At 38.7% G+C, this 26,279-nt stretch carries 23 protein-coding genes; 9 read left to right on the top strand and 14 right to left on the bottom strand.

Features of this window, described 5'->3' with window-relative positions:
- Positions 1–175: 175 nt before the first annotated feature.
- Together RM545_RS02435 and dinB are read right to left on the bottom strand one after the other, a co-directional pair.
- Positions 176–3,157 carry a DNA polymerase III subunit alpha gene (locus tag RM545_RS02435; RefSeq protein ID WP_311493729.1) on the bottom strand — a complete coding sequence of 994 codons (2,982 nt, stop codon included), beginning with the start codon at positions 3,155–3,157 and terminating at the stop codon, positions 176–178.
- Between the two features lie 14 nt (positions 3,158–3,171).
- On the bottom strand, positions 3,172–4,389 hold the full coding sequence (gene dinB / locus RM545_RS02430; RefSeq protein ID WP_311493722.1) for a DNA polymerase IV: 1,218 nt from the start codon (positions 4,387–4,389) through the stop codon (positions 3,172–3,174).
- Positions 4,390–4,608: 219 nt separating this feature from the next.
- Here dinB and RM545_RS02425 point away from each other — a divergent pair, with 219 nt between their 5' ends.
- From RM545_RS02425 to RM545_RS02410, 4 genes are all read left to right on the top strand, one after another.
- Positions 4,609–5,352 carry a ferritin-like domain-containing protein gene (locus RM545_RS02425; protein WP_311493720.1) on the top strand — a complete coding sequence of 248 codons (744 nt, stop codon included), beginning with the start codon at positions 4,609–4,611 and terminating at the stop codon, positions 5,350–5,352.
- A 32-nt stretch (positions 5,353–5,384) separates the two neighbouring features.
- Positions 5,385–6,227: a ferritin-like domain-containing protein gene (locus RM545_RS02420; RefSeq protein WP_311493718.1), complete on the top strand. Its 843-nt coding sequence runs from the start codon at positions 5,385–5,387 to the stop codon at positions 6,225–6,227.
- A gap of 200 nt (positions 6,228–6,427) precedes the next feature.
- Entirely contained in the window at positions 6,428–6,961 is a 534-nt protein-coding gene (locus RM545_RS02415) for an RNA polymerase sigma factor (protein WP_311483012.1), read from the top strand.
- Positions 6,958–7,749, top strand: coding sequence for an anti-sigma factor (locus tag RM545_RS02410; RefSeq protein WP_311493716.1), 792 nt, complete (start codon positions 6,958–6,960; stop codon positions 7,747–7,749). The genes RM545_RS02415 and RM545_RS02410 overlap by 4 nt, the downstream gene beginning before the upstream one ends.
- 397 nt (positions 7,750–8,146) lie before the next feature.
- Here RM545_RS02410 and RM545_RS02405 read toward each other — a convergent pair whose 3' ends face one another.
- The gene (locus RM545_RS02405) at positions 8,147–8,293 is read right to left on the bottom strand and encodes a transposase (RefSeq protein ID WP_311493714.1); all 147 of its coding nucleotides are present in this window, start codon (positions 8,291–8,293) and stop codon (positions 8,147–8,149) included.
- A gap of 46 nt (positions 8,294–8,339) precedes the next feature.
- Positions 8,340–8,576, bottom strand: a complete 237-nt coding sequence (locus RM545_RS02400) for a hypothetical protein (RefSeq protein ID WP_311493713.1) — start codon at positions 8,574–8,576, stop codon at positions 8,340–8,342.
- Between the two features lie 330 nt (positions 8,577–8,906).
- On the opposite strand from RM545_RS02400, the gene RM545_RS02395 reads away from it, so the two are divergent.
- Complete coding sequence (locus tag RM545_RS02395; RefSeq protein WP_311493711.1) at positions 8,907–9,962, top strand: adenylate/guanylate cyclase domain-containing protein; 1,056 nt, start codon at positions 8,907–8,909, stop codon at positions 9,960–9,962.
- A gap of 10 nt (positions 9,963–9,972) precedes the next feature.
- Here RM545_RS02395 and RM545_RS02390 read toward each other — a convergent pair whose 3' ends face one another.
- From RM545_RS02390 to RM545_RS02345, 10 genes are all read right to left on the bottom strand, one after another.
- Positions 9,973–10,803 (bottom strand): phospholipase A, encoded by an 831-nt coding sequence (locus RM545_RS02390; RefSeq protein ID WP_311493709.1) that lies wholly within the window; start codon positions 10,801–10,803, stop codon positions 9,973–9,975.
- A 68-nt stretch (positions 10,804–10,871) separates the two neighbouring features.
- Positions 10,872–11,228: a SpoIIAA family protein gene (locus RM545_RS02385; RefSeq protein ID WP_311493708.1), complete on the bottom strand. Its 357-nt coding sequence runs from the start codon at positions 11,226–11,228 to the stop codon at positions 10,872–10,874.
- Between the two features lie 41 nt (positions 11,229–11,269).
- Positions 11,270–12,022 (bottom strand): SpoIIAA family protein, encoded by a 753-nt coding sequence (locus RM545_RS02380; protein WP_311493707.1) that lies wholly within the window; start codon positions 12,020–12,022, stop codon positions 11,270–11,272.
- Between the two features lie 31 nt (positions 12,023–12,053).
- Positions 12,054–13,055, bottom strand: a complete 1,002-nt coding sequence (locus RM545_RS02375) for a hypothetical protein (protein ID WP_311493706.1) — start codon at positions 13,053–13,055, stop codon at positions 12,054–12,056.
- 195 nt (positions 13,056–13,250) lie between these two features.
- The gene (locus RM545_RS02370) at positions 13,251–14,372 is read right to left on the bottom strand and encodes a mechanosensitive ion channel family protein (RefSeq protein WP_311493704.1); all 1,122 of its coding nucleotides are present in this window, start codon (positions 14,370–14,372) and stop codon (positions 13,251–13,253) included.
- A 353-nt stretch (positions 14,373–14,725) separates the two neighbouring features.
- Entirely contained in the window at positions 14,726–14,947 is a 222-nt protein-coding gene (locus RM545_RS02365; RefSeq protein ID WP_311493702.1) for a hypothetical protein, read from the bottom strand.
- Between the two features lie 89 nt (positions 14,948–15,036).
- The gene (locus RM545_RS02360) at positions 15,037–18,177 is read right to left on the bottom strand and encodes an efflux RND transporter permease subunit (protein ID WP_311493701.1); all 3,141 of its coding nucleotides are present in this window, start codon (positions 18,175–18,177) and stop codon (positions 15,037–15,039) included.
- A gap of 3 nt (positions 18,178–18,180) precedes the next feature.
- On the bottom strand, positions 18,181–19,245 hold the full coding sequence (locus RM545_RS02355) for an efflux RND transporter periplasmic adaptor subunit (protein WP_311493699.1): 1,065 nt from the start codon (positions 19,243–19,245) through the stop codon (positions 18,181–18,183).
- A 3-nt stretch (positions 19,246–19,248) separates the two neighbouring features.
- Positions 19,249–20,589: a TolC family protein gene (locus RM545_RS02350; RefSeq protein ID WP_311493697.1), complete on the bottom strand. Its 1,341-nt coding sequence runs from the start codon at positions 20,587–20,589 to the stop codon at positions 19,249–19,251.
- A gap of 192 nt (positions 20,590–20,781) precedes the next feature.
- The gene (locus tag RM545_RS02345) at positions 20,782–21,246 is read right to left on the bottom strand and encodes a GbsR/MarR family transcriptional regulator (RefSeq protein WP_311485496.1); all 465 of its coding nucleotides are present in this window, start codon (positions 21,244–21,246) and stop codon (positions 20,782–20,784) included.
- A 247-nt stretch (positions 21,247–21,493) separates the two neighbouring features.
- Here RM545_RS02345 and RM545_RS02340 point away from each other — a divergent pair, with 247 nt between their 5' ends.
- The 4 genes from RM545_RS02340 to RM545_RS02325 all read left to right on the top strand — a co-directional run bounded on the left by RM545_RS02340 (position 21,494) and on the right by RM545_RS02325 (position 26,278).
- On the top strand, positions 21,494–23,011 hold the full coding sequence (locus RM545_RS02340; RefSeq protein WP_311493696.1) for an FAD/NAD(P)-binding protein: 1,518 nt from the start codon (positions 21,494–21,496) through the stop codon (positions 23,009–23,011).
- Positions 22,995–23,906, top strand: a complete 912-nt coding sequence (locus RM545_RS02335; RefSeq protein WP_311493695.1) for an AEC family transporter — start codon at positions 22,995–22,997, stop codon at positions 23,904–23,906. The genes RM545_RS02340 and RM545_RS02335 overlap by 17 nt, the downstream gene beginning before the upstream one ends.
- Positions 23,907–24,773: 867 nt before the next feature.
- Positions 24,774–25,292 carry a (2Fe-2S)-binding protein gene (locus RM545_RS02330; RefSeq protein ID WP_311493694.1) on the top strand — a complete coding sequence of 173 codons (519 nt, stop codon included), beginning with the start codon at positions 24,774–24,776 and terminating at the stop codon, positions 25,290–25,292.
- Positions 25,289–26,278: an FAD binding domain-containing protein gene (locus tag RM545_RS02325; protein WP_311493693.1), complete on the top strand. Its 990-nt coding sequence runs from the start codon at positions 25,289–25,291 to the stop codon at positions 26,276–26,278. The genes RM545_RS02330 and RM545_RS02325 overlap by 4 nt, the downstream gene beginning before the upstream one ends.
- The last annotated feature ends 1 nt before the right edge of the window (position 26,279 follow it).

The raw sequence follows: 26,279 nt of genomic DNA, 5'->3' as shown, positions 1-26,279 counted from the left end.
GAAAATCTTTTCTTCTGAAGAATCTCTTGTAAAATTGTGTGTAGCCAGTAGCTTCCTGATTTTGGTGCGCTTATCTGCAGAATGTTCATTTGCCTGTACTTTAAAAACAAGCTAATAATTTCTCCTGTTACCAAAATACACATTAATAAATTATTAGCATGGTAGAGATGCTTTTTTATGCCAGCTTAAATTTACTGGAATCGGCCAGGCGCGGATCTCCCGTAGTTTCCTGCCGGGAAATCCATTTAAGGTTTAGGGATAGGTAGCCTAATTCCTCTACTACTCGTCCATAACATAAGAAAATTCCTTTGGTGCGTATTGGATATTTTTCAGCTATTGCAGGAAACTGCACAATATCAAAAATATCGCTGTCCATATCATAAAAGGTGCTAAAGCACATAAATTTCCCGTTCACGGTTGGTGTTCTTTTCGCAGTGATAAGGTTACCGTAAATCTGTACATCCCTGCCAATAAAATTCTTCAATTCTTTTGCTTTTATGGAAGCTTGTATGGGATTTCTCAGCAATTTAAAGTGGCTGCAGAGTGGGAATCCCAGGAGTGCCATTTGGTCGTAAGCTTCCACAATTTCAGAAAAAGTGAATTGGGGCAACTCAAAATCTCTTTGCTTTGGCTTGAATAATACTGCCTGATTGGTTTTAGGCTTACTCTTATTTAGTTTAAAATGCGCTTTCCAAAGCAAATGATGTTTGTCCAGTTGAGTAAATCTAAATGCGCCAATTTTTAATAAAATGCTTAATTGATCAATAGAAATTGCTACGCGATCTATAAAATTATCCAGCGATTTGAAGGGTCCAAAAAATTGCCGGTTTTCCAGAATACGCTGTATTACTTTCATCTCCAGTTCTTTTATATTTCCTAAGCCCAGATAAATATCTTTTCCAAAGATCACATTGGGATGGTCACTCTTATTAATGCAAGGCGCATGAACAATTCCGCCACATTTTCGTATTTCCTGAATATAGGTTTCCACGTCATAAAAACCACCTCCGTTATTGAGCGCTGCCACCATAAATTCCAACGGAAAATATTTCTTTAAATAAAGACTTTGATAACTTTCCACCGCATAAGAAGCAGAGTGTCCCTTAGGGAAAGCATATCCTGCAAAGGAGGAAATTTGCTCCCATACTTCCTTGATTAATTGTTCAGGATATGCTTTTTTTCTGCAATTACTCCTGAATTTGGCTTCAATTTTCTCTATTTGTCCTTTGGAAGTTTTCTTACCGCTCATTCCCCGCCTTAATATGTCGGCTTCGTCATAAGACAGTCCTGCAAAATGATGAGCTACTTTAAGAACATCTTCCTGGTAGACCATAACTCCATAAGTTTCAGCTAAAATCTCAAAGAGAACAGGATGTGCTACTTTTCGTTGTTCCGGGTTCTGGTGACGTTGGATATACTCTTCTTTCATCCCGCCATTGGAAATTCCCGGCCTAATGATAGAGCTTGCTGCGACAAGTTCAAGATAACTATTGGTTTGTAATTTGATCATCAATCCGCGCATAGCGGGAGATTCGACATAGAAAACACCCATACAATCTCCCATTTTAAGCAAGTGATTAATTTCAGGATCTTCTTTAAAAACTTTAGTATTCTCTATATCTTCTACTATCGCACCTGGTTGATTTTGCCTGATGATTTCAATAGTATCTGTTATTTTTGAAAGTCCTCTTTGAGCCAGAATATCAAATTTGTGGATCCCGACTTCTTCACTAATGTTCATATCTATCTGGACCGTGCGGAAACCTTTGGGTGGCATAAAAGTACTGGCATAATTGTACACAGAATCGTTTAAAATCAATATCCCTCCTGAATGTACACTTGTATAATTTGGAAAACCTGCTATTAATTTACTGTACCTAAGCACTAATTTTTCCAGGTGGTCCAGCTGATGATAATCGAAATATCCGGCAGAGAGCTTGTCGAGGTTTTCTTTTGGCAGCCCCAACACTTTCCCAAGCTCTCTCACAACCGCCCGCCGCTTAAAAGTCACATAGGTTCCCATAAGAGCGGTGTTTTTATAACGATCAAAGATGTAGGCCGTCACGTCCTGCCGGTGTTTCCAGGAAAAATCTATATCAAAATCTGGTGGAGAGTTGCGATGCGCATTGATAAAACGTTCAAAATAAAGATCCAGCTCAATAGGATCCACATTAGTAATCCCAAGAATGTAAGCCACGATGGAATTGGCACCGCTGCCCCTACCTATGTACGGATAAGCTTTTTCTTTTGCATATTGAATAATATCATAATTGATTAGGAAAAAAGCAACATAGCCAAGGCTGATCACCGCTTTTAGCTCTTTTTCTACCCGCTCGTAAACTTCTTCTGAAGCCTGGGGATAACGCTTCGGCAGATTTTCATAACAGAGTTTTTTTAATTCTTCTTCATCTGCTTTTTTACTCTTCCCGAAAACCTTCAGATTTTGATTCTCCCGCGCTTCCCCAAAATTGAATTTCACTTCACAGGTTTTTGTAAGCTTTTCTGTATTCTGTAGGATGTGTGGATAATCTTGAAATTCAGTTTTAATAATTTCAGGAGAAATCATCTGCTGGGAAAAATTTCCTTCCTCACTTTTCGGCAATTTGCTTAGCAGTGTATTGTTGTCTATTGCCCGTAGCAATCGGTGGGCATTGTGATCTCTTTTGCTTCGGAAGGTGACCGTCTGCAATAGTACCAGTTTTTCTTTGTAGTGGAGGTACTTCGAAAATTTAAGTTTTCGCAGATTTTCCACTGAAACTCCTATAAATTCATTCGCTCTAAAGTTTAATTTTTTATCTGAAGCCACCTTTTCAAAAGGGTAAATAATATAACAATCGGGTAGAAGAGGTGCATCATTGTCAAAATCACTTCCGTTGTGCAGATGACTGGATAAATGCTGGTTTAATTGTTTGAAACCTTTATTATTCCTGGCTATCCCAACGTACTGCTGTTGGACACCATTCCTGAAATCGATTCCTGTCAATGGTTTAATGCCATATTCCGAAGCAATTTTGATGAATTTTAAACATGCAGAAGTATTATTAATATCAGTAACTGCCAGGTTTTTTACGTGTTGACTTTTGGCGAGTTCGCACAACTCTTCCACTGAAAAAGTGCCGTAACGAAGAGAATAATAGGTGTGGCAGTTTAAGAACATCATCTAATCAATTATTATTGCTGTCTATGGGCGTGAAGTATTGGTGGCTCACCATTAAACGGGTTTTCCATTCGGCCAACCCCATTTCCGCCTATCGTAGAAACCCGTACTACCGCATGATCGCCATACCTGTTGCGAATTTTATCCATAGCATTGTACAGGTTCAGCATTTTTTCAGAATCATCAAAAAGATTGATCTGGTAGTTCCCTCCCGTCAAATGAGTGTATTTAACACCAATCAGCCTTATCAGTAACCTGCGATTGTACAGTTGTTTAAATAATTCCTCTATTTTCGGAATCAGAATATGATCGGCACTGGTATAGGGGATTTTAGCCTGTTTTGTATAAGTCTGAAAATCGGAATAACGGATTTTTACGCTAACGCAGGAAGTCAGCTTGTTTCCCCGCCTTAGCTGGTAGGCCAGGTTCTCTGCCATTCCGGCCAGCGTTGCTTCCAGCTTTAGCATATCTGTTGTGTCTTTATTGAAAGTTCGTTCGGCAGAAATAGATTTTCGTTCGTGAAAAGGAACAATAGGAGAATCGTCTATGCCCTGAGCCCTTTTCCAGATGATTCTTCCGTTTTTCCCGAGCACACTTTCCAGCATTTCTACCGGCATGTCCTGAATGGTCCTAATGTCTCTAATCCCAAGGTTAAGTAGCTTCTGAAAGGTTTTACTTCCTATCATGGGGATTCTTCGCACCGAAAGGGGAGCCAGAAAAGATCTTTCTTCTCCGTTATTTATGCATAGCTCATCGTTTGGTTTTGCTTCGCCGGTAGCAATTTTAGAGACAACTTTATTTTGGGATAAGCCGAAGGAAATGGGAAGTCCGCTTTCTTTAATGATGGTCTGTCGCAATTCATGAGCAAATTTCCTGATTCCGAAGAATTTATCCATTCCGGAAAGATCGGCATAGAATTCATCGATACTCGCTTTTTCAAAGGAAGGAACGCTGCTTTTGATAATATCGGTAACTTCATGGGAGTGTTTGGTATAAAGACCGGAATCTCCTTTTATTACTGTAGCGTGAGGGCAGAGCTGCCGGGCTACTTTCATTGCCATTCCCGAATGAACACCAAATTTCCTGGTCTCGTAACTGGCAGCAGCCACCACTCCGCGATCTCCCATTCCGCCCACGATTAACGGCTTATTTTCCAATTCTGAATTAAGCCGGCGCTCTACAGAAACAAAAAAAGTATCAAGGTCCAGATGTATAATTGATCTGTTTTTCATAATTAGGAATAATTCCCTTGTTTAGGATTATTTCCAAAATTATAAAATATATTAAAAGAAAGCTAAGCAGAAATAGTTAAACTTATAATAGACGAGTCCTAAAGGCTGTAAGGGCTGAAAATTGCCATTTTCTTTATTTAACAAAAGCTTAACTGGAAATGAAAAACCGGGGGCGGCTCTGCTTACGTAAGTATTTATGTAATCAACAAAAATGTAATTATGAAAAAACCTATGATTAAAGTGCAGCAAGAATATTCTGCATCAAATGGAAACAACTCTTCCCGAAGAAAATTTTTAAAGATGGGAAGTTTAGCCGTAGTAGGATCAGGATTTTTGCTTTCCTGTAGTGATGACGATGATCTCATGGATCCTGTAGATCGTGGAGATGTCTTCGATTTGGGAAGCGGAGATGTGGGAATCCTTAATTATGCCTATGCCCTGGAGCAATTGGAAGCTGCGTTTTATACAAATGTATTAGACGGATCTTACTGGATGAATGCCAGTGCCGAGGAAAGATTAATCCTGGAAGACCTTTATAAACACGAGGTGATACACCGCGATTTTTTTAAAGCGGCAATCAATCAAGCTGTTGGTGGGGATACCAGTAAGGTTTTACCTGAACTGGAATTTGATTTTGCCTCAGTAGACTTTTCAGACAGGAGTTCAGTCCTTGGTACTGCAAGGGTGTTGGAGGATACTGGAGTAGCTGCTTACAACGGAGCCGGAAGTTTACTGACCACACCTGATTATCTGGTAATTGCCGGAAAAATAGTATCTGTGGAGGCCCGACATGCTGCTGCCATCAGATCCATCTTTATGGACGATCCAAAGGCTTTTGCCGGGGATGATGTAGTAGACGAAAACGGTCTGGATCTGGCCAGATCTCCTTCTCAAATCTTAACAGCAGTGGGAGATACCGGATTTGTAAAAACACAATTTACCGCAAATCAATTGCCAGGATAAACCAATTTTAAAAACTTTAAAATAAAATCATTATGAATATTATAAAATTCTTAGACGAATTCACGTCAGAAAATCTTTCAGCTAAGACTTCTTCAAGGAGAGAAGCTTTTAGCACCCTTGGTTCTTTGGGAAAGAAAGCAGCTTTAACCGCAATCCCTTTTGGATTGGCCACTTCTTCTGGAAAGGCTTTTGCCGCCCAGGATCAAAATGCAGCTATTGGTGCTTTACAGTTAGCCTTAACATTGGAATATCTGGAAGCAGAATTCTATTTAAAAGCATTAAACTCGGGAGTGCTGCCGGGAGGAAGTAAAGCAGAAGCTATCTATGAGCAGATCTCAAAACATGAATCTGCACATGTTGAATTTCTGAAATCTGGATTGGGTGAAAACTCTATAGAATCTCCGGAATTTGATTTTACGGCAGGAGGAGCATTTGATCCATTTAACAATAATGGAGCCGGACAGGAAGTGGCTTATGCGCAGCTTCTGGCCCTTGCTCAGGCTTTTGAAGATACAGGCGTGAGAGCATACAAAGGACAGGCAGGAAATCTTATGGGAACTCAATTCCTTACTCCTGCGTTGCAGATACATTCTGTAGAAGCCCGCCATGCTTCAGAAATAAGAAGACTTAGAGCAGACGTAATGGGAGAAAATCTGGATCAGAATGCTTTGGGATGGATAACCCTGGATAACAGAGGACCTGGTATGCCGGAAGCCACTCAGGCTGTGTATGACGGGGAAGAGAATGTAGTGCAGGGTGGAGTAAACCTTGTTGATGCCACAGCTTTTGGTGATGTTGCGGTATCGCAGGCCTATGATGAGCCCATGGATGGTCAAACCGCTTCTAATATTGCAGGGCTTTTTATTGTTTCATAAATCCGCAACGTAGTTCAGTGAAGTAAAATCGCCTGGAAGGAAATTTTCAGGCGATTTCTTTTTGTTCAGCATTATGTTTGTGATCGTTAAATAAAGCTGGGTGATACAAAAAATGAGTAAGTAGGTTCATTATATATCATTTTTAAGCATTTGTTCCGGTTTTGCCGATAATTGCCTAAATTGACCCATTATTTAAACGAATGCAACAAGATCTATTAATTGCTCAGCTCCAGGAAGGGAATGAGAAGGCTTTTGAACGTATCTATCAGCTATACGCCACAAGTATGTACGGTATCATTTTCAGTATTGTTCGGGATGAGAAAATTTCAGAAGAAATTCTTCAGGATGTATTTCTTAAAATATGGGATAACGCTCCATCCTACGATTCAGATCAGGGCCGGTTCTTTACCTGGATTCTGAATATAGCAAGAAATGCTTCAATTGATAAATTACGATCTAAAGAATTCAAAAATAAAAGGTCAGATCTGAAGGATTATGACTTTACGGAAATTCTGGAGACGAGCAGTAATGCTTCCGGAAAAATAGATGCCATTGGATTGCAAAAATATATAGACCTGCTGGGGCCTGTCTGTAAAAAATTAATAGATCTTCTATTTTTTAAGGGTTTTACACAGAAGGAAAGTGCCGAAGAACTTCAAATTCCCTTAGGAACAGTAAAAACTAAAAACCGGGTATGTATAGATAAATTAAGAGCTAACATTAGCAAGCGATGAATGAAAAGGAATACATATCATCAGGGATTTTAGAACTCTATGTATACGGTGCACTCTCTAAGTCTGAAAGTGCTGAAGTGACCCGTATGCTTAAGAAACATCCTGAAATGAGAGCTGAGGTGGAAGAAATTGAAGAAGCTTTAATGAATTTGTCCGAAGCTGCGGCACCTTCCAATCGGGAATTTTTGTTGGCACCTTTAAAAGAAAAAATATCACAGAGAAGCAGAAATATTCCGGTTAGAAAGAAGCGGACAAACTGGTCTGCACTTCTGGGTTGGGCGGCAAGTATTCTGTTGTTGGTAGGTCTGTTCCTTATGTTTAAAAACAACAGTGAACTAAGGGAATCCCTACAGGCCTTGGAGGCAGAAAACGCGCAGATAGAATCGGAAATCGCAGAAGCAAGAAACGATGCTGCCAAATCCCGTGAACTTCTAAATACTTTAAGGGATAGGAATATATTAAAAGTCCCGCTTGATGGACTGGACATAGCTCCGGAGGCATACGCAACTGCATATTATGATGATGAGAAAGATTTGACCCTAATCGATGCCCAAAATTTGCCCGAGCCGCCAAGAGGAATGGTGTATCAGGTCTGGTCGCTTAAAATGTCCCCCCTTGTTCCCAGCAGCCTTGGCCTTTTAGATGATTTTGTAGAAGATGAAGACAAAATCTTTGTACTGGATAACCCAAACATTTCCGAAGGTTTTGGAATTACCCTGGAGCCGGCAGGAGGAAGTGAGACTCCTACTATGGAAATGCTTTATTCATTAGGCGTAATTACCTCTTAGAAAAAAAGATGAATTGCGGGACCGCGTAAAAGATATTTGTTGATGAGCATACAGGTTATTTTGTCCGCTTAAGGTGGAAAGTAGAAATTATTCTGAAAATTTTGTCTTGACTCTTATGGCTTTATATTTCCACTGTAGAAAAAGCATCTTTTAAATCTATTTCTGAATGGATCTGGTCCAGGTGTAGCTAAACTCAGGAAAAACTTTTCCCGGTCTACAAATTTCTTCCTATTCCCTGAGAATAGATCGATAATTGGCATTTTAGAAGCATCACCTTGCGACAAAGACCTGGATCAATCAGGAGTTTGAAATACGTTTTGATCTACAACATTTTCATCTGTGAATTGGTGGAGGAAGCTTTATAAAATCGATAATTGACATTTTAGAAGCATCATCTCTACAACACAAACCTTTTAACCTGAGTTCGATTAATAATATGGAGTAAAAAAGGAATAAAGGAGAGTTGCTGCACATGGAAGCAATCTGTCACCTTTATAGCCTTAGGGAAGCATTTCCTGGCAAGAGTTTTCATGGAATTAGCCATATTCAAAGTAATTTCCTTGGCCCGTCCACGCTTTGAAGCTGGTATTTTAAGTAGTTGCGCTATGATGGGCTCTACTTAGTTCCCGAGAAAATGGCGACAATACTATTTCCTTATGGAATCCATGAGCTATGACCAGCTTAGAGGAAAACTCTTTAGGAATGGTTGGTTTCTCTTCAAAATGAAGGTGTAGCGTATCTCCCTCTGTTTGATGCCTGGTAAGATCAAAATGGGTTTTTAATAATTCCGGTAACAAAATCTTAAGTAGGTCTATATATGGATCCAATGCTTCCTGTTTAGAAAACAAAAATCAAACTATTATTTCAATCCACACACAACTTTTGAGATTGATCCCTTTTCTTTTTCTATAGGGATAAATACACCAAGACTTGTCTCATTACTAAATGTTGTAAATTTGAAAACGTGTTCCACTAAAATGCTCCGTGGGCTTTACCCGGAGAAATTTACTTCTATTAGTACAGAATTATTTACTTTTTAGTTCAACTCTTTTTTAATACCGAATGAAGTTATTTGCTAGGAATAAATATTATTGAAATAGTTTTATCCTGATTTTGAAAGGAATAAAGGTTAATTTGTGAAAATTAAATCTTATTTAATGTATCAAAAGTATTTGTTAAGAGTTCCTGTTTATATAGTTGTATGGGTTGTTGCAATTGGGGGTTTTACATTCCTGAGAGAATTTGGACAGGTGGTAATTAAAGATTATATCCCTTTCGGAATTTATCAGCAAATAGGTGTTCATTTAATTTTAGGAGTTATAGCGGGAATTATATTTGGCAGCCTTCAGTTCATTTTTGAAAAATTTATATACAAATTTGTGAGTTTAGGAGTTGCTTTATTACTGGGTACGCTGACCTATCTCATAGCTATTTTCTCGCTTTTGAGCTTTGCTATAGTAGTTTTTGCCGGTATTTTAGAAGAAGATCTTCATGTAAAACTCTATATGGAATTGCTCTTTTCAAAAGAAATGCTGCCTATTATGATGTACTGTTTTTTTATAACTTCCTTGATAAACTTTGTTTCTGAGATAGACAAAAAATTTGGTCCCGGTAACTTAAGAAAGATGCTCACTGGAAAGTTTTACTCCCCAAAGGAAGAGGAGCGAATTTTTATGTTTATGGATCTGCGATCCTCCACCAGTATTGCTGAAAAATTGGGGCATATTAAATATAGTGAACTAATCCAGGATTGTTTTAAAGCTATTTCTGTGGTTGAAATTTATAAGGCAGAAGTTTATCAGTATGTGGGAGATGAGGTGGTGCTTACCTGGAAAAAACAAGCAGGCCTGAAGGACAACCGCTGCATAAAAGCATATTTGGCCTTTCAGGAAAAAATTCTTAAGAAAAGAAAATATTACATAGAAATGTATGAAACCTTTCCTGAATTCAAGGCCGGGATGCATATTGGAAAAATAACGGTGGCTGAAGTGGGAGAGATCAAAAGGGAAATTGCCTATCATGGCAACACCATTAATACCGCTTCCAGAATTCAGGAGGAATGCAATGCTATGGGAAAAGATTTTTTAATGTCTGAAGATATTTTAAAAAATATTACGGAGACTGAGGACTTTAAATTTGAATATGAGGGTAATATTCGACTAAAGGGAAAAAATGAAGCTATAAAAATTTATAGTTTAAATCAATCCTGCTAAGGCTTATATTTTACTGCTTTAAAATATCCAGCTCATTAGTTTTTATAACGTATCCCACTCTAATCATATTAACATGTTCGGTATAGTTTACAAGGCTTTCAGAATAACCATTAAACCACTCCAGCATAAAATACTGATTAGACATTTTAAATGGGCGATAAAAAATCCTGACGCGGTAAGCCCCCTTCCAGTTCCATTCGAGTCCTTTTCTCAGCATAAGCTCTGCCATAAACCTCTTCGGAATAATATCGTACTCCAGGTTTGCTTCCGCAAGCCCTACATAATCCAATAGATCGGGATTCCCACTTTTATAGGAAAATGGCACCCATGCTTCGGCGGTTAACTTCAATTTGGGATTAAGCATCAGCGAATACTCAAGGTTTACACTATTCCAACTTCTGGAAAAAATGCTGTCCCGGCCATTAGATTCGTGTTCAAGCATTAGGGAGGCAAGGCCAACAAGCTTTTTCTTCTTATTATATACAGGTTTTCCAAAACCAATGGAAGGATTGAAATTGATCTCCTGAAAAGGACTCGAATTTTCGTAAATATTCCAAAAAGCTTTCTGGGTATAAGTGAGAAAGAGATAGGTATCCCATGGCAACGTATTGCGCGTCATAAGCTGTTTAAAACTTATCTGGTATTTGGCATCGGCAGTGCTTCTGGTAATTTCTTCATTGATAGGGATCCCGGAAATAAAGAAATTATCTTTATGAATGGAAAATGCCGGCGCATTTCCAATTAATGAATCTACAGTCGATCTTGTTATACCTTGCCCTGAGGCATCAAAAGCAACCAAACTGAACCAGAGCAGTAAACTGCTAAACAATAATTTTTTCAAAAAATTTGTATTAAAATTAAAAGCGCACTCCTAACATAAGAGTGCGCCACTAAAAAACCAACAACTAATTAAGCATTTTGCAACCAGTTAATGGCTTGTTTTTTTTCTCCGGGTTCAAAACCTTTCCATTGAAGTTCGCCCGGCATAATGCTCAACACATTATCTGCGGCTTCCCGTAGTAATTTGGTGTTTGAAACAAAAGCTATTTTCTCAAAATCGTAATTGTAATAGGATTTGAGATCTTCTTTTAGGGCCTCTGTAGTAGGCCACTCAAATTCATGGTAAATTACCAGGAGTTTTATCGACCCTTTCTCTTTTTGATGCTCCTCCAGGAGAGGCTTCATTTTATCAAAGTCTTCCTTCTTTAATTTTCCAGACATTTCCAACCCCAATATATCGGCGGGTGTTTCGATTTGTTTTATCATAATTATTAATATTAAAAGTTAAATGAATAAGAGTTTTCTGCTTACTCCTTAAGCCAGCTTAGTGCTTCATCCTCCTGCTCAAGTTTATAAGATCTAATGTCAATTTTTCTGAAAATATTATCTTCCAAGTCTGCTATTTTTGATATCCATTTTTTGTCGGTCACAATAGCGTACTTGCCTACTTTATCAAAGTAGGAGAGATCAAATTTGGAACTGGACGCCAGAACTTCAAAGTCCGGGATCTTGTCGAATTCTTTTATAACTGCCATTAAGTTAACTTTCCCGCTGGTCTCTTCTTCAATAATTTTATAGACAGCTTCAACCCCGGCTTTATCCAGTTTATTATCTACTACAAAGCGGTAGATAGGATAATCGGGAATTTTGTCTATTTGTACATTGGTAAGATATTCAGAAGCAGTGACCGTGGTCTCCTCGTCAGAATTTAACCAGGCTATAGCCTCGTCTTTTTGCTCTAACTTAAAAGCCTTCATGGGCAAGCCCGGTGTCAATGAATTTCCAATGGGAATAAGAGCTTCGATCCAATCCTTATTGCTTAACATAGCATATTTTTCTATACTTTTTATAGCCTTGGCTTTTAGCTTTAGCGTTTCGTTGAAGGCACTAAAGCTTTCAAATCCTGGAAATTCATCATATATTCCCAGAAGCTTAATTTTACTGTCTTTGGTTTCCTCTTCCAGCCGTTCTATAAAATTGTGCATTTCCCGCTCTGTAATATCTCCGGAAACTTCAAAACTGTATATGTTGTGATTTTTAATCTTTTTAAAATTAAGCATGATATTTTTATTTTATAATTGTGAAAATCAGTTACTTCTTTTTCCCTGCAAAAGGATCTATGGAAAACCCTACGTTAAAATACCCGGTTGGATCCTGTTCGTTGCTATAGATATAGTCTCCGGTAGGTTCTCCTTTTTCTGTTAGACGGTTACTTATAAAATTAGTGATACCACCCTTAAAAGTGGTGATAGTATAATCTGAAAGTCGATATTCATAAATTAAACCTGAATTTATCTCCAACTGACTATATTCGAAAACATCCGGGAAATTTGGATCATTCACATTTACATAAAAACCATTGCCGCCAAATGTGCTACCTAAAGAAAGTCTGCTGTCTTCTCCTATGTAACGACGAAACAGCAGGCGTTGGGGCAGGATGAAATCAAATTCCCAGGGTGAATTTTTGAAATTATGCTTGTAAGTAAAAGTTGGGAAAAACGGTATTTGTGTAGTAGGATCTAAAAAAGCAATAGCTCCCAGCGTTATGGTGGTACGCTCTGTTCTTTTCATTATTAAAGAAGCTCCCACGAGGCCTTTCAACCTTTCAAAGCCATTGTCGTTTCCATCAACTATTACGCTGGCATTGTAAATAACCGGCTTGCCGAAGAGCTGCGAAAAGTAGGTTCCGCTTACTGCACCCCGGAAATTATGAAAACCTACAATACCATTTTGCTCAAAAATGGTGGTGGTTGAGGTATTCTTTAGATCCTGGAACTCAAATTCGTTAAAAGCATAATTTGCTGAAGCAGTTAGTACAATTTTCTTAGTATAATAAAAAGGCAAATTCAGGGAAGCATTGAAAGTCTTTTGATTTTTAATTTCACCTTCCTGAAAATCTTCATCGAATAACTCAGATTTAAAATCCCGGGATAAGCTTTGGCCATATTCAAAATTCAGGATTCGGGTTCTGGGAAATTCAGCTTTGATCTGCTTTGTGGCTTCCTGAATGGTTCCGCTATCTTTTTCCTGGGAAAAGATCTGATTTGAAAGAAGCGTAATTGAAAAAATAAATAAGTACTGGGATTTAGTCATTTTATATTAGTTGGTTTATAAATATTGAATTTGTCTTATTTATTAAAGAACAAGATTCATTATGAAAGTGATAACCAGGAAAAGTAAGGAGGTCATTTTTTATTTTTTTTTATTGTTATATAGAGGGTTCTAAGCATTGCCAGTAGTACCAGAATAATGAGGCACAGGGTAATGAGAGAGCCAAATGTTAGAAGATCATTGTTGATTATTATCAACATGAGTTGTTATTTGATTTAGCTGATTTTTTTTAAAGACCAATGTGCGATGCGGGAACGGGATTTCCACGCCTTCGGCATCAAAACGTTTTTTAATGCTTTCATAAAGCTCACATTTCATAACAAAAGCCGAAGCGTAATCCCAGGCCCAGGCCCAGGCCCGAATAGTTACTGATGAATCTCCGAGATTAGTAACTCTAACAATTACCAGGGGCTCACCATTTCTGATATCTTGATTTGTACGTTTATCAAAAATATTGGGATGCGCCTCACACTCTTCTTTCATGATTTTTTTAGCAAGGTCTATATCACTGTCATAAGAAATTCCTATTTCTATCCATTGGCAGATTTTCTTTTCCTCCAGGTCGTAATTAGTTACCTTCTCTTTATTTATAATGGCGTTTGGGATGACGATCATCTTATTCTGGTAATTTTTTAACACGGTGTGCCGCAGCGTAATATCTGTGACTGTACCTACCAGCGTGTCTGTAATTTTAATCACATCTCCTACCCGAAAGGGTTTGAAAGAAATGATAAACACTCCTCCCACCAGGTTAGCAAGTGCTTCCTGGGAGGCTACTCCAATAACAATAGCTAAAATTCCTGCGCCCCCAATTGCGGTTTGGGCAATTCCGCGAAGGGCAGGGAAGGCTAGTGCCGCCAGTATAATTCCGAAGAAATAGACCGCAAACACACTTAAATACCTTAAAAATTTATAACTGGTGGGATCTCCCCCAGATGCGGTAGTTTTTCTAATAGCCCTTGAGAATAAGGTTTCCACGGTGCTGGCGCCAACAATAGTGAATATCAGAACAAATCCCAGGTAGAGGATAATCTCAAAATTTCTTGTGGCAACATCATATTGATCTTTTGATATAAAGATGAAACTTAATGCAGCTATACCCAGTATGATCCATAAGGTATTTAATACTCGCTTTACCAGATTTATAGTGGAAGGCTCCTCGTTGGGATATTTTTCTTTGGCTTTTTTTGCAAGCCAATTGTGTAAGAACTTTGTAAGAGCTAAAAGAATTAAAACGATGCCTATTACTGATACTGCCCATATTATGGCTTCGCGATAAGTGTTCCAGAATTCAGTCATTTTTATTTCTTTTTATAATATTTATATATGGCATAAACTGGAACAAAAATGAGTGCAAATCCACCAATTCCAATAATTAATAAGGTTTGTGCTCCTTGTAAATGAAGCAACTTAAACAAAATAGATAATAGCGCTATGGAACTAAACAAAGCACCAGATATATATACTATTTTCCTCATGCTAATTCACTTTAGTAGTTATTAATTAGTAGTTATTAAAGGTATTGCTTCTTCATTTTAATAGCACATACTCTGTCTTAAGCGCCGAAAGAATTGAATCAACTACCATTACCACAGCTCCGTTACTAAATGTTTCCCAACAGGTATTTCTAATTTTAATAATCCCAAAAGCCCTTAATTAATATTGAATTGATATCTTGGAGTACCTATCGAACTATGTAAACAGGTTAAAAATTCATTTTTAACTGAAGGATGAATTTTAAAACTTACCTTTAAATATGAATTTGCCGTTAACGCATTAATAAACAGTAATAGCCTTTCAACATCTAATTCAGAATAATTTTCAGCAATGCTTACTTCAAGTATTTGATCTTTGGTAGGATCGTAATAAAACATATTATCTTCATTTAATGTTCGCAGACCTTCCAGGGAAAACTAACCATGTTTAACCAAAAATCCTGAAAGGCCCGGAACTATTATATATTTTAATGCGATGCACTGAAATCTACGTCCAGTTCATCTATTTTTCTCGCATCTTGTTTTGCTTTTTTCTTCTCAATTTCTCCCTTCCATACATCAATAACAACATACATTACGGGTACAATAATCACGGTAAAAATGAGCGAGCTCATTAAGCCTCCCATAAGTACCAGGGCCAAACCATTTTTCCAGGCAGAACCTGCTCCTCCGGCAAAGGCGATAGGGATCATCGCAATAACCATTGCAAGGGTGGTCATTAAAATTGGTCTCAATCTTGATAATCCTGCGCGTACAACCGCTTCCACACTATCTATGCCTTCCTCTTTATATTGATTTGCCGCATCTACAATAAGAATGGCATTCTTAATTACCAGTCCTACAAGCATAATAAGTCCCAGGAAAGTAAATACTCCTAAACTTTCTTTAAACAATGCAAGAATGAGAAAAGCTCCAATAAGTGCAGTAGGTACCGAGAACATTACCACCAGGGGATAAGCATAACTCTCATAAAGAGCCACCATGATGAGGTACACTAAAATAATGGACATGAGCAGGGCAAGACCCAGACTTGCAAAAGCCTCTGTCTGGCTCTCAAGATCACCACCCATTTCATAAGTTACACCTTCGGGGAACTCCATTTGTTCAATAGCCGTTTGCACTTCCTGTGAAACTGTTCCAACAGGACGGCCTACTACCTGGGCTCCTACATTAACGCTGGTTCGTTTATTATCACGTTCCAATCTGGAAGGGCCGGTGGTTTGATTAATATCTGCAAATTGCTGAAGCTCTATAAGCTGCCCTTGAGAATTTAAAAATGTAAGCCTTCTAATATCTTCAATATTCCTTCGGTTAAATTGATCTAATTGAATATTTATATCATATTCGTTCTGATCATCGCGGAATTGATAAGTAGTATTCCCTGCAAAAGCTGTTTGCATGGTGCTCCCCACCGTACTCATGGTAAGGTTTAGAAGCGCCATTTGATCACGGTCTACTTCTATAGCCACTTCAGGATTCCCGCCTTCTACCGATAGTTCTACCTCACGGGTACTGTTTACTCCTTCAATGGTGCGCTTTACGTCATTTGCTGCCTGCATTACATTATCCACATCACTTCCGGTTACAACAACCTGAATTGGCCCGGCAGTACTACCTCCTACCATTCCAACCGCAGCTGTTTTAAAACGAACTCCGTCAATTTGTTTGGTAAGCTGAATTTTTATATTCCGGGCAAACTGCTGTGAAGTTATTGTTCGTTGGTCAGAGCTAAGCATTTTGGCGTTCAATTGCGCGATATTTGACGAATTCCCACCACCGCCGGTACCGGTACCTACGGTTGTAAAGACGGAAGTAATTAAATCGTTATCAAGTAATATTTCTTCTGCCTGCAGGGTCGCCAGATTGGTTTCCTCTATGGTAGCATCTTTGGGTAGTTCAAGTTCTACAATAAACTCTCCTGTATCGCCTTCTTTTACGAATTCGCTTCCTATAAAGCCAAATATCAACAGACTAAACGAAGCTATGACCAGGGCGAGAAGGCTAAATGCCGTAATTCTTTTTCGCACCAGCGTATATTGCAAAGCATCACGATAAAATTTGTTTACACTGGTTAAAAAATTATCAAAAGCTATAAGCGGACGGTGCCACCATACCTCTCTTCTTAAGTCTATGGTTTTTGAAAAACGGGAAGCCAGAAGTGGTGTAAGCGTAAATGAAACCACTAATGAAATGGCCGTTGCAAAAGCTACAACTATAGAAAATTGTTTTAAAAGATCCGCAATAATTCCGGTAACAAAAGTAATAGGAATAAAAACCGCGATAAGTACTAAAGTTATAGACATTACAGATAGTCCGATCTTTCTCCAACTGGCAATGGCGGCTTCCATACGGGTCTTTCCTTTATCCATCTCGCTGTGTATCACTTCAAGAACCACGATACTATCATCTACCAAAATTCCTACCACCAGGGATAATCCAAGAAGTGTCATCAAATTCAAGGTGTAGCCTAATACATTCATTGCGATAAAGGTGGCGACAATAGAAGTGGGGATCGAAACCATTACGATGATGGAGTCACGCCAGCTTCTTAAAAAGAAAAGCATAATGATCGCCACCAGTATAACGGCGAGCATCAGGTCAAAAATCACAGCATCAGCCGCTTCAAGAGTAAAGATTGAGGTATCCTGTGCAACAGCTATCTGCACGTCACGGTCGGCATATTCCTCTTCAATTTCTATGACCTCTGCCTTAACATCATCAGCAACCTGTACAGTGTTTCCATCAGATTGTTTGGTGATAGTTAAGCCTATACTGCTTATACCGTTTATTCTGGAAATGGTCTCTATTTCCTTTGTAGTATCATAAACCTCTGCAACATCTTTTATTTTTACTGTTCCACCGTTTTGTCCGGTAGTAATGTCAAGATTGGCAATGTCCTCCACACTTTGAAATTTACCGGCAAGCCGCACCGTCACCTGCTGGTTGTCATCTTTTATATTCCCTGTAGGAAAATCAAGATTTGCTGTCGCTATAGCTTGTGTTATTTGCTCAATGCCCAGGTTATAGGAACGTAATCTGTCTCTGTCTACATTTATGCGTATTTCACGTTCATTACCTCCAATAACTTCAACCCGTGCTACGCCTTCAACCCGGGACAGCCGTTCTTTTATTTCATTCTCCACCAAATCATTAAAATCTGTTGGATCCATTGTAGATGAAACCCCTAATCGCATAATTGGTAAATCGTCAAACGAGAATTGATCTACACTGGGTTGATTTACCTGGTCCGGCAGTTCGCCAACAATATTATTTACCTTACGCTGTGCATCCTGCAAAGCCTGGTCAACATCTGCATTATATTGTAATTCTACATTAACTATAGAAATACCTTCCTGGGAAATAGAAGTTATGTTTTTAACTCCTTCAAGTGCACTAACGGCATCTTCTATATCTGTAGTAACAGAATTTTCTACCTCACTGGGGGAAGCGCCCGGGTAAACCGTGCTTATAGAAATTTGTGGTGAGGTAATCTTTGGTAAAAGTTCATAACCAAGACTGGTATAACTAATGATACCAACCAAAGCTATTATTGTATATACCACCACGGCAAGCGTAGGCCTCTTTACGGATAATTCAGTAATACTCATAGTTTACTTATTTGTAATTTTCACCTTGGTCCCGTCGGTGAGATTGATGATTCCTTTAGTTACCACTTGTGTGCCCTCTTCCAGGCCACCCAGCACCACTACTTTATTATTAATAACTGCCCCTGTTTGTATTTCTCTAAGCCTTGCTACACTATCGCTAACAATAAAAACCTGTGGGGTTTGTAAACTTCCAACTATGGCGTTACGGGGAATTGTGGTTGCTGTCTCCTGGCTGCTGGCGAGTTCTTCAAAAATAACTGTAGCAAACATGCCTGCTCTTAATGACGTACCATCAGGATTTTCAACAGCTATAGTTACTTTAAACTTTTGGGATTCATCAGCCTTAACGCTTATATTCTGAACAGTACCTTCAAAGGTTTTAAGCGGAAAAACATCCGTTTTAATAGTAACTTTTTGTTCTTCTGAAATTTGTGCTAAATTGGTTTCTGAAATTTGAAGCTCCACCTTTAACCGGTCAATTTGGACAATCTGGGCTATTTCATTCCCGGGCAGTACAAAACTTGTTTCTTCTACCATTAGTGAATTTACTACACCATCTATAGGTGATTTAACCGTGGTAAAACCCAATTGTTGCTGAATTTGTGCAATATTAGAGCGGGCATTTTCTCTTTGAATGCGGGCTTCTTCTAACTGACTTTGGCTTACAGCTCCCACCTGCTCCAACCTTTCATAACGTTCTACATCTTTTTCTGCTTTAGAGAAAGCAGAACGTGCACTGGCCAGTTGTGAGTTAAGCGAAACCGCCTCAATTCTGGCGATAATTTCCCCTTTTCTGATTTTCTGCCCTTCCTCAACATTGAGGGATTGTATGCTTCCCTGGGATTCTGCTACTAAAGTTACCTCTTCCCAGCCTTTAAACTCACCGGTAGCTGTTAACGCTGTAGAAAGCGTTTCCTGTTTTACCTGTGCCACCTGTACGGGAATGGCGAATTCTTCCGGTTCTGTACTGGCCTCGATGTTCATTTCCTGTTTGTTCTGGAACAATACATAAGCAATAATTCCTACGAGGATTATGGTAACGATGATTACGATATTCTTAGTTTTCATTTTCTAGTTTGGATTTGTAATAAGTTGAGATAATTGACCGCTTGTTCTAAGTAAGTTAACTTCAGCTACTCTGCTTTGAAGCAAAGCATTCAGATAATTAGATTGTGCCTGGCGCAGAGCAAATTCTGCATCTAATAATTCCGTTAGATCGGCGACACCTTCGTTGTATGATAATTTGATCCCATCATAGTTTTCCTGGGCCAGCTCCATATTCTCATTTTGGTTTTCAATTTGAACCTGACTCAATAAAATTTGCTCTTTGGAATCCAGGTAGTTCTTCTCGATATTTTTTATCAGACTTTCTTGATCTTCCTGAAGTTTTTTAGTCTCCAGTTCTCTTTGTTGCAGCCTGTTCCTGCGTTGAAAACCATCAAAAATTGGAATGGAAGCTGAAATCCCCCAGGTACCATTGAATTGATCTACATATGGGGCTCCTGAAAATTGAAATTCATTGGTATTCCCAAGATAGTTGTAATTAAAGAATGCGCTTAATGAAGGCAGGTACTCAGCTTTTACCTGGTATTCATCAATTTCAGCTAATTCTAATTGCTGTTGAAGTTGTTGATACTGGATATTTGAAGAAAGAATCAATTCATTCATAATGGGATAAGGATCCCTTTCTTCCAGTTTTTCAGAAAGTACTAATTCTGTTTCCATCGGAAGATTCAAATAAATTTTTAATAAACGTAACTGTTCATTCCGGTTATACTTTGCATCCTCTATTTGAGTTTCCAAATTGGTAAGGTTAACTCTAAGCTGGTTAACATCCAGTTTTTTTATAATACCTTCTTCATATTTTAAATCTGAAAGATCTACCAGGCTTTTAGTACGGTTAAAGTTCTCCTGAAGCAACTCAACCTGCTTTTCGGTAATTTGAACCTGGACATAGATTTGCACCGTATTTATAATTAGATCTTCAGTAGATTGAAGGGTTTGCAAACTCCTTAGTTCTTCTAAGGCTTTAGCGGCCCTTACCGAATTAAATAGCTGGAAATTCAGCAATTCCTGTTGTACATTTACCCCGGCAGTCACAGCATAGCGGTTTCCAAAGGCCACACCAATGGTGGTACCCGGTTCCCCGCCCACGATTTCAGCAGGCAATTGTTGTTCTGCAAGGGAATAATTATCGGTAAATTGAGCCGATCCGTTTATTTGTGGAAGTGCTCTCCCTTTAACCTCCTGGATCTGTTCCTGGACTATCTGCTCATCTATCCGTGACTTGTTTAGATCTGGATTGTTCTGAATAGCATAGCGAACAGCTTCTTCCACTGACAATTGATAAGATTCCTGGGCAAAGGCATTTAGACTTAACAGACAAATAGCTGTAAGAAAAAAATATTTCATATTTCTGGTTTTAAATCGAACCTGCGGGTTCATAAAATTGCATTATAGAAAGAGGGGATTGTGAAAAATTCTTTGAATGGTTGTTTGGGGATATATGATCATAATTGCATGTTTAAAAAGTATAAGTAGTTTTTTAAGTTTTGTGCATAAGGATTAGTTCATAAATAAAAGAACTAAATAGGTTAAAAAATTTTACTTCTTTTCCCAGTTATCTATTATTTTAATGCTTTCTTCCATAAAATAATCCATAAATGCAGCAAGTTCTTCAATATTTTTATTAAAATCCGGGTTTTCATCAGAACGCTCCTTTAGAATTTCTTTCAGAAGGTTATTATAGTTTACAAGGTCTGCAATATCTTTACGAAATTTAGTTTTCCACTGTCCCAGCTTTGAGAAGAAATAACGTTTACGTTCTCCCATCTTGGTCTTATAGCCTATATGTTGCAGGGAAAGGAGATTATTTAAAGCGTTACTCACTGCACTTTTACTTAATCCCAGGGTATCACGGATTTCGTCGAAACTAAGATCGGTTTTATTAGAAACAGTAAGGAGCGCATTCACCCTGGCCGATGCAGGATTCAAACCCATGTTCTCCTGGATTACTCCATAGGCTTCAACTAATTCCTTTTGTTTCTCCGTAAGTTCTAAACGCTCCATCCTCTTCTGATTTTGAATGCAAAGATAAGAAGTTTTTTTAGTTCTGCAAATAAAGAACCAGTTTTTCTTTATACTTGATTAATCATAATAGTAACGCAAATTTTTGACTACGAGCTTTTCTGAATTGATCCCAGCGGAGAACAGCCAATTACCTGCACCTTCTATTAAATAAATCCTAATCTTTACATTTTTTATTCCCTGTTCCTTACTTTATAGTCATTGTTAACCATTAACAGATCTGTTTTAAATGAAGAACCTTACAATCATTGGAGGTGGGGCATGTGGCGCAGCCGCTTTTATAGAGTTGGTCATCGAAATTTGCAGTCTTGGTCTTCAGGAAAAATTGAGTATCACGCTTATAGAACGTCGGAAAAACTTTGGATACGGACTTGCTTTTGGTACCCGGCAAAAATCACATTTTCTTAATACCCAGGCAGAGTTGATGGGGATTTATGCAAATGAACCCGGACATTTCGCTGAGTGGATAAAAGTTAAAGATGGTAACAAAAATGAAGTTAAGGCAGAAGGAAGCCTCTCTTCAGCATATACCAGCCGGATTTTCTACGGAAATTATGTATCGGAACAACTTGAAAATTATTTTCAGAAGGCTAGAGAACACAACGTAAAAATAAAGCTGATCAATGATGAAGCTGTAGATATCGATCGGGAGAACGAAAATAAATTTAGTATAGGGCTAAAATCTTCAGAAACAATTACGGCAGATTATATCTTGTTAGCTCCGGGAACGCCAAAGACCAATAAATTTAAGGAGCTCCGTAGTACTAAATCCTATATAGATTTTCCCTGGCCTTCAAACCGAATAAAAAACAGGGTTAACAAAGATGAAACGGTGGGTATCCTGGGCAGTAGCCTTAGTGCAGTAGATACTGTAATGACGCTTGTGGATAATGGGCACACCGGAGAAATTAAAATGTTTTCTCCTTTTGGGATCTTACCTCGCGTACAACCTTCTGAAAATAATACTTTTACAAGGAAATACCTCACGCTTGGCAATATTCATAAAATGACCAGGACCAAAATGCACCACCCACGCGTTAAGGACCTTTTCAGATTATATATAAAGGATGTAGAAGCAGCCGAAGAAAAGGAACTGGATTGGAAAAAACTGGACAGAACCGCCGGTCCGGCTAAGGATTTTCTTGAATATGACATTACTGCTGCTGAAGGCGGAGGCGACCATCTTTTAAATGCCACCTATTCTCTCCGGTATGATGCCTCTGACATCTGGGGCTGGATGTCTCTTCATCAAAAGAAATTATTTAAAAAATGGCTTGGCAGCCATTGGTCGGCAAATCGTCATGCCATGCCCCTGCACAATGCGAAAAAATTGTTGTCCCTGTTTGAAAGCGGGCAATTAAAAGTAATTCCGAAGAACACGAATATAGAATTCCACCAGGAAGAGCAGGAATTCAAAATTGAAACTGCCAAAAACGGTGTGCATTATGTAAAAAAACTTATTAATGCCACAGGAACATCATCCAGCCTTAAGGGTATGGATAATGATCTTATCCACGCACTTTTGGAAAAAGACTATTTGCGATCTTATCCTGCTGGTGGCGCCGTGATTAACCCGCGTAGTATGCAGGTAATTTCAGGAAAAGCCGGTGGTAATATGTATGCAGTGGGGCATTTGGCAAACGGCTTTTTACTGGATGTGGATGCTATGTGGTTTAATGTGAGGACAATCAGCAGGTTGGTAAGTGAAATTATTTTTAAAGTAAAACAGGATGGAGATTTTTCTTAAACTATATTCCGGTTTACTGCCTTACTTGTTATGTATTCCCGTTGGATATTTTTTAAAGCGGAAAGAGCTCGTGCCAAAGGAGTATATTCATAAACCCTTGCTCTTTGTGCTTATTCCGCTCCTGCTTATAGATCACGTTTTAGAAACCGAAATGTCCAATCTCATCGTCCTGGCCACCATGTCTTTTAGCCTGGCTTTCTTTGTCACTTTTCCGGCAATATGGACTTTTAAAAAATTTGGCGGGCTGGGTAAGCCGTTGTTAATAAGTGGTTTCTCCTTTTTTAATGTACTTTTCTTCGGAATTCCTACCGTAAAAGCCATTTTTGATCAGGATGCCGTCACCACCTTAATATGTATTTACATAGGTACAGGTTTATTTGGTTATACCATAGGTTACACTATGGTGGCAAAATCGAAATTCGGAACAAAAAAGTCAATTAAAGAAGCTCTTAAAGTACCATTTATCTATGCCTTTTTGCTGGCGATTGGCCTTAAGCTGTTTAATTATGAGCTTCCGGAATTCTTTACTCCGGTTCTTGATGTACTGGGCGTAATTGTTTCGGCTGCAGGAATGACACTTTTGGGAATGAATATTACCAAGATAAATTTTAAAAACCTGGATCTTTCCTATTTCTCAAAAATACTTGGTGTTAGAACGGGCAGTGCAATATTAATAGCCGGCGTGCTCCTGGCTGCTGAATATTTTCTTTTTGATCTTCTTAATTCGCAGGAAAGAAGCGTATATTCTTTGATTCCGCTTTTTCCTATTGCTGCAACATTAACGGTTTTTGCTTCCATGTTAGGTTCTGAAGAAAAAGATTCTGCTTTAATGATAATATTATCTATTATAGTATCACTTGTTTTAGTTCCTGCGATGGCTATGTTTTTTCAGTAAAAATTTCACTACAAGTGAAATATTAAAAACTTACAATTTAACTGAAGGTCGAAAATTGCCAATTTTCACCACTCTTTAAATTTGCTCTTTCCCTCCTTCGCTCTTTTTCTCATTAACTTTTCTACTGAAGGTCGAAAATTGCCATTTCAAGAGGGTGACATGCAGAGGATCATGAGAAAAATTCAGATATTTTGGGAAATAAGTTGTGTTGTTGTCTTTTTTTTTCCTTTGCTCTTTTCCTGTTCAACTCATTTCTACTGAAGCTCGAAAATTGCCATTTTAAGAGGGTGACTTGCAGAAGATCGGGGGAAAAATTCAGGTATTTTGGGAAATAAGTTGAGGTTGTTGTCTTTTTCCCTCTTTCGCTTCTTTTCCTGTTCACCTCTACTTTCTAAAGATCGAAAATTGCCAATTTTCACATCTCTTTAAATTTGCTCATTTCCTCTTTCGCTCTTTTCCTTTGAATCATGCTGTTCCGGAAGAAAAATGCAGCTTTTGAATGTAAAAATCTTGTTTTTTCCACATCAAATTTTCATAAAAAACCTTTAAACTCTTTCAATTAAAATTATGTTCTGTAATCTTTTACTAAATTTAGTAAAGACTGTGAATTTTTTGTCTTTTAGAAGATACTCTGGAATCTTTTTCTGAAGCTGAACTTTTTGTCATTAAAAATTTGAAAATAATCATCAGGACTGCAATAGGGTATAGTGTTGAAAAAGGCAATTTTCCATTCCCTGGTTTAGCTGAAGCCTTCGGAAAACCCGAATTTTAGTTTAAAGCAACTCGCTTTGTTAGAAAATGTTCATGCTACTGCGTAAAATTCAGGATAAATGAAATAAAGATGAACACACAAACTAAACTTCATCTATGATAAAACCAAAACCCAACCAACCTGAACCGGCAGATTTTTCCGTAGAAAAAAGGGAGGTCAACCTTACCATAAATGGTGTAAAACAGGAAATTGAAGTAGAGGTGTGGACCTCTATCCTCGACCTGCTACGGGAACATTTGCACTTAACCGGGACAAAAAAAGGCTGTGACCACGGCCAGTGCGGTGCGTGTACGGTTTTACTTGATGGCACAAGGATCAATTCCTGCCTCACGCTTGCGGTAATGCACGAGGGCGCAGAAATTACCACAATAGAAGGATTGGCAAAAGGAGAAGAGCTTCATCCTGTACAGGAGGCGTTTATAGAACACGATGCTTTCCAGTGCGGATATTGCACACCGGGACAGATTTGCTCCGCAATTGGGCTTATTAACGAAGGAAAGGCTAAAAGTCTTGATGATATTCGGGACCTGATGAGTGGGAACATTTGCCGCTGTGGTGCATACAATAACATAACAAAGGTAGTGCAGGAAGCGCTGGAAAGGAGCAGAACATGAGACCATTTTCATTCACAAAAGCGGGGGATAAAGCCACGGCAATAAAAGTAATTTCAGAAGCAGAAGAAGGGAAATTTATTGCCGGTGGCACTAATCTCCTTGACCTGATGAAATTCGATATCATGCATCCCGCTCACCTGGTAGATATTACAGGTGTTGCTTTAAAGAATATAGAAGCTCTTGAAGGTGGCGGATTGCGGCTTGGTGCGCTTGCTTCCAATGCCGATACGGCTTACCATACGGAAGTGGAAAAGCGTTACCCGTTACTTTCCCAGGCGATACTGGCGGGTGCTTCCCCGCAATTAAGGAATAAGGCTACAGATGGTGGAAATTTGTTACAGCGAACGCGTTGCTATTATTTTTATGATCCTGCAACCCCCTGTAACAAGCGGGAACCGGGCACAGGTTGTTCTGCAATTAATGGGTATAATCGCTGGCATGCCATTTTTGGGGCAAGTGAGGAATGTATTGCCACACATCCTTCAGACATGTGTGTGGCGCTTGCAGCTCTGGAAGCCAAAGTGCAGGTAACGGGGCCTGATGGGGACAGGATTATTCCTTTTGAAGATTTTCACCGCCTGCCGGGAAATACCCCGGAAAAGGATTCAAATCTTTATGAAAATGAAATGATAACAGCTATAGATCTGCCTCCCAAAGGATTTTCAGAAAACTTCACTTATATAAAAAACCGCGACAGGGCATCTTATTCTTTTGCATTGGTTTCTGTTGCTGTTGGGTTGGATATAAAGGAAGGGAAAATTATGGAAGCCCGGATTGTATTAGGTGGGGTGGCCCATAAACCCTGGAGGAACAAAGAGGCCGAAGCTTTGCTGGAAAATATGAAATCTACAAAGAAAAATTTTGAAAATGTTGCCGATGCTATTGTGAGTGAAGCAAAAGCATATGAATACAACCAGTTTAAAATTGAACTTGCGCGACGTTCTATCATTCGTGCATTAATGCAGGCTGCTAAAACAGAGGAATAAG

Origin of the sequence: Autumnicola lenta, from assembly GCF_031846515.1 — a bacterium.
GTDB lineage: Bacteria > Bacteroidota > Bacteroidia > Flavobacteriales > Flavobacteriaceae > Autumnicola > Autumnicola lenta.
This window is presented reverse-complemented; position numbering and strand designations above follow the sequence as displayed.

Excerpts from the sequence above, each read along its gene's own strand:
- RM545_RS02435 (WP_311493729.1), bottom strand. The coding sequence starts at position 3,157 with ATGTTCTTAAACTGCCACACCTATTATTCTCTTCGTTACGGCACTTTT.
- dinB (WP_311493722.1), bottom strand. The coding sequence starts at position 4,389 with ATGAAAAACAGATCAATTATACATCTGGACCTTGATACTTTTTTTGTT.
- RM545_RS02425 (WP_311493720.1), top strand. The coding sequence starts at position 4,609 with ATGAAAAAACCTATGATTAAAGTGCAGCAAGAATATTCTGCATCAAAT.
- RM545_RS02420 (WP_311493718.1), top strand. The coding sequence starts at position 5,385 with ATGAATATTATAAAATTCTTAGACGAATTCACGTCAGAAAATCTTTCA.
- RM545_RS02415 (WP_311483012.1), top strand. The coding sequence starts at position 6,428 with ATGCAACAAGATCTATTAATTGCTCAGCTCCAGGAAGGGAATGAGAAG.
- RM545_RS02410 (WP_311493716.1), top strand. The coding sequence starts at position 6,958 with ATGAATGAAAAGGAATACATATCATCAGGGATTTTAGAACTCTATGTA.
- RM545_RS02405 (WP_311493714.1), bottom strand. The coding sequence starts at position 8,293 with ATGGCTAATTCCATGAAAACTCTTGCCAGGAAATGCTTCCCTAAGGCT.
- RM545_RS02395 (WP_311493711.1), top strand. The coding sequence starts at position 8,907 with ATGTATCAAAAGTATTTGTTAAGAGTTCCTGTTTATATAGTTGTATGG.
- RM545_RS02385 (WP_311493708.1), bottom strand. The coding sequence starts at position 11,228 with ATGATAAAACAAATCGAAACACCCGCCGATATATTGGGGTTGGAAATG.
- RM545_RS02380 (WP_311493707.1), bottom strand. The coding sequence starts at position 12,022 with ATGCTTAATTTTAAAAAGATTAAAAATCACAACATATACAGTTTTGAA.
- RM545_RS02375 (WP_311493706.1), bottom strand. The coding sequence starts at position 13,055 with ATGACTAAATCCCAGTACTTATTTATTTTTTCAATTACGCTTCTTTCA.
- RM545_RS02370 (WP_311493704.1), bottom strand. The coding sequence starts at position 14,372 with ATGACTGAATTCTGGAACACTTATCGCGAAGCCATAATATGGGCAGTA.
- RM545_RS02365 (WP_311493702.1), bottom strand. The coding sequence starts at position 14,947 with ATGTTTTATTACGATCCTACCAAAGATCAAATACTTGAAGTAAGCATT.
- RM545_RS02360 (WP_311493701.1), bottom strand. The coding sequence starts at position 18,177 with ATGAGTATTACTGAATTATCCGTAAAGAGGCCTACGCTTGCCGTGGTG.
- RM545_RS02355 (WP_311493699.1), bottom strand. The coding sequence starts at position 19,245 with ATGAAAACTAAGAATATCGTAATCATCGTTACCATAATCCTCGTAGGA.
- RM545_RS02350 (WP_311493697.1), bottom strand. The coding sequence starts at position 20,589 with ATGAAATATTTTTTTCTTACAGCTATTTGTCTGTTAAGTCTAAATGCC.
- RM545_RS02345 (WP_311485496.1), bottom strand. The coding sequence starts at position 21,246 with ATGGAGCGTTTAGAACTTACGGAGAAACAAAAGGAATTAGTTGAAGCC.
- RM545_RS02340 (WP_311493696.1), top strand. The coding sequence starts at position 21,494 with ATGAAGAACCTTACAATCATTGGAGGTGGGGCATGTGGCGCAGCCGCT.
- RM545_RS02335 (WP_311493695.1), top strand. The coding sequence starts at position 22,995 with ATGGAGATTTTTCTTAAACTATATTCCGGTTTACTGCCTTACTTGTTA.
- RM545_RS02330 (WP_311493694.1), top strand. The coding sequence starts at position 24,774 with ATGATAAAACCAAAACCCAACCAACCTGAACCGGCAGATTTTTCCGTA.
- RM545_RS02325 (WP_311493693.1), top strand. The coding sequence starts at position 25,289 with ATGAGACCATTTTCATTCACAAAAGCGGGGGATAAAGCCACGGCAATA.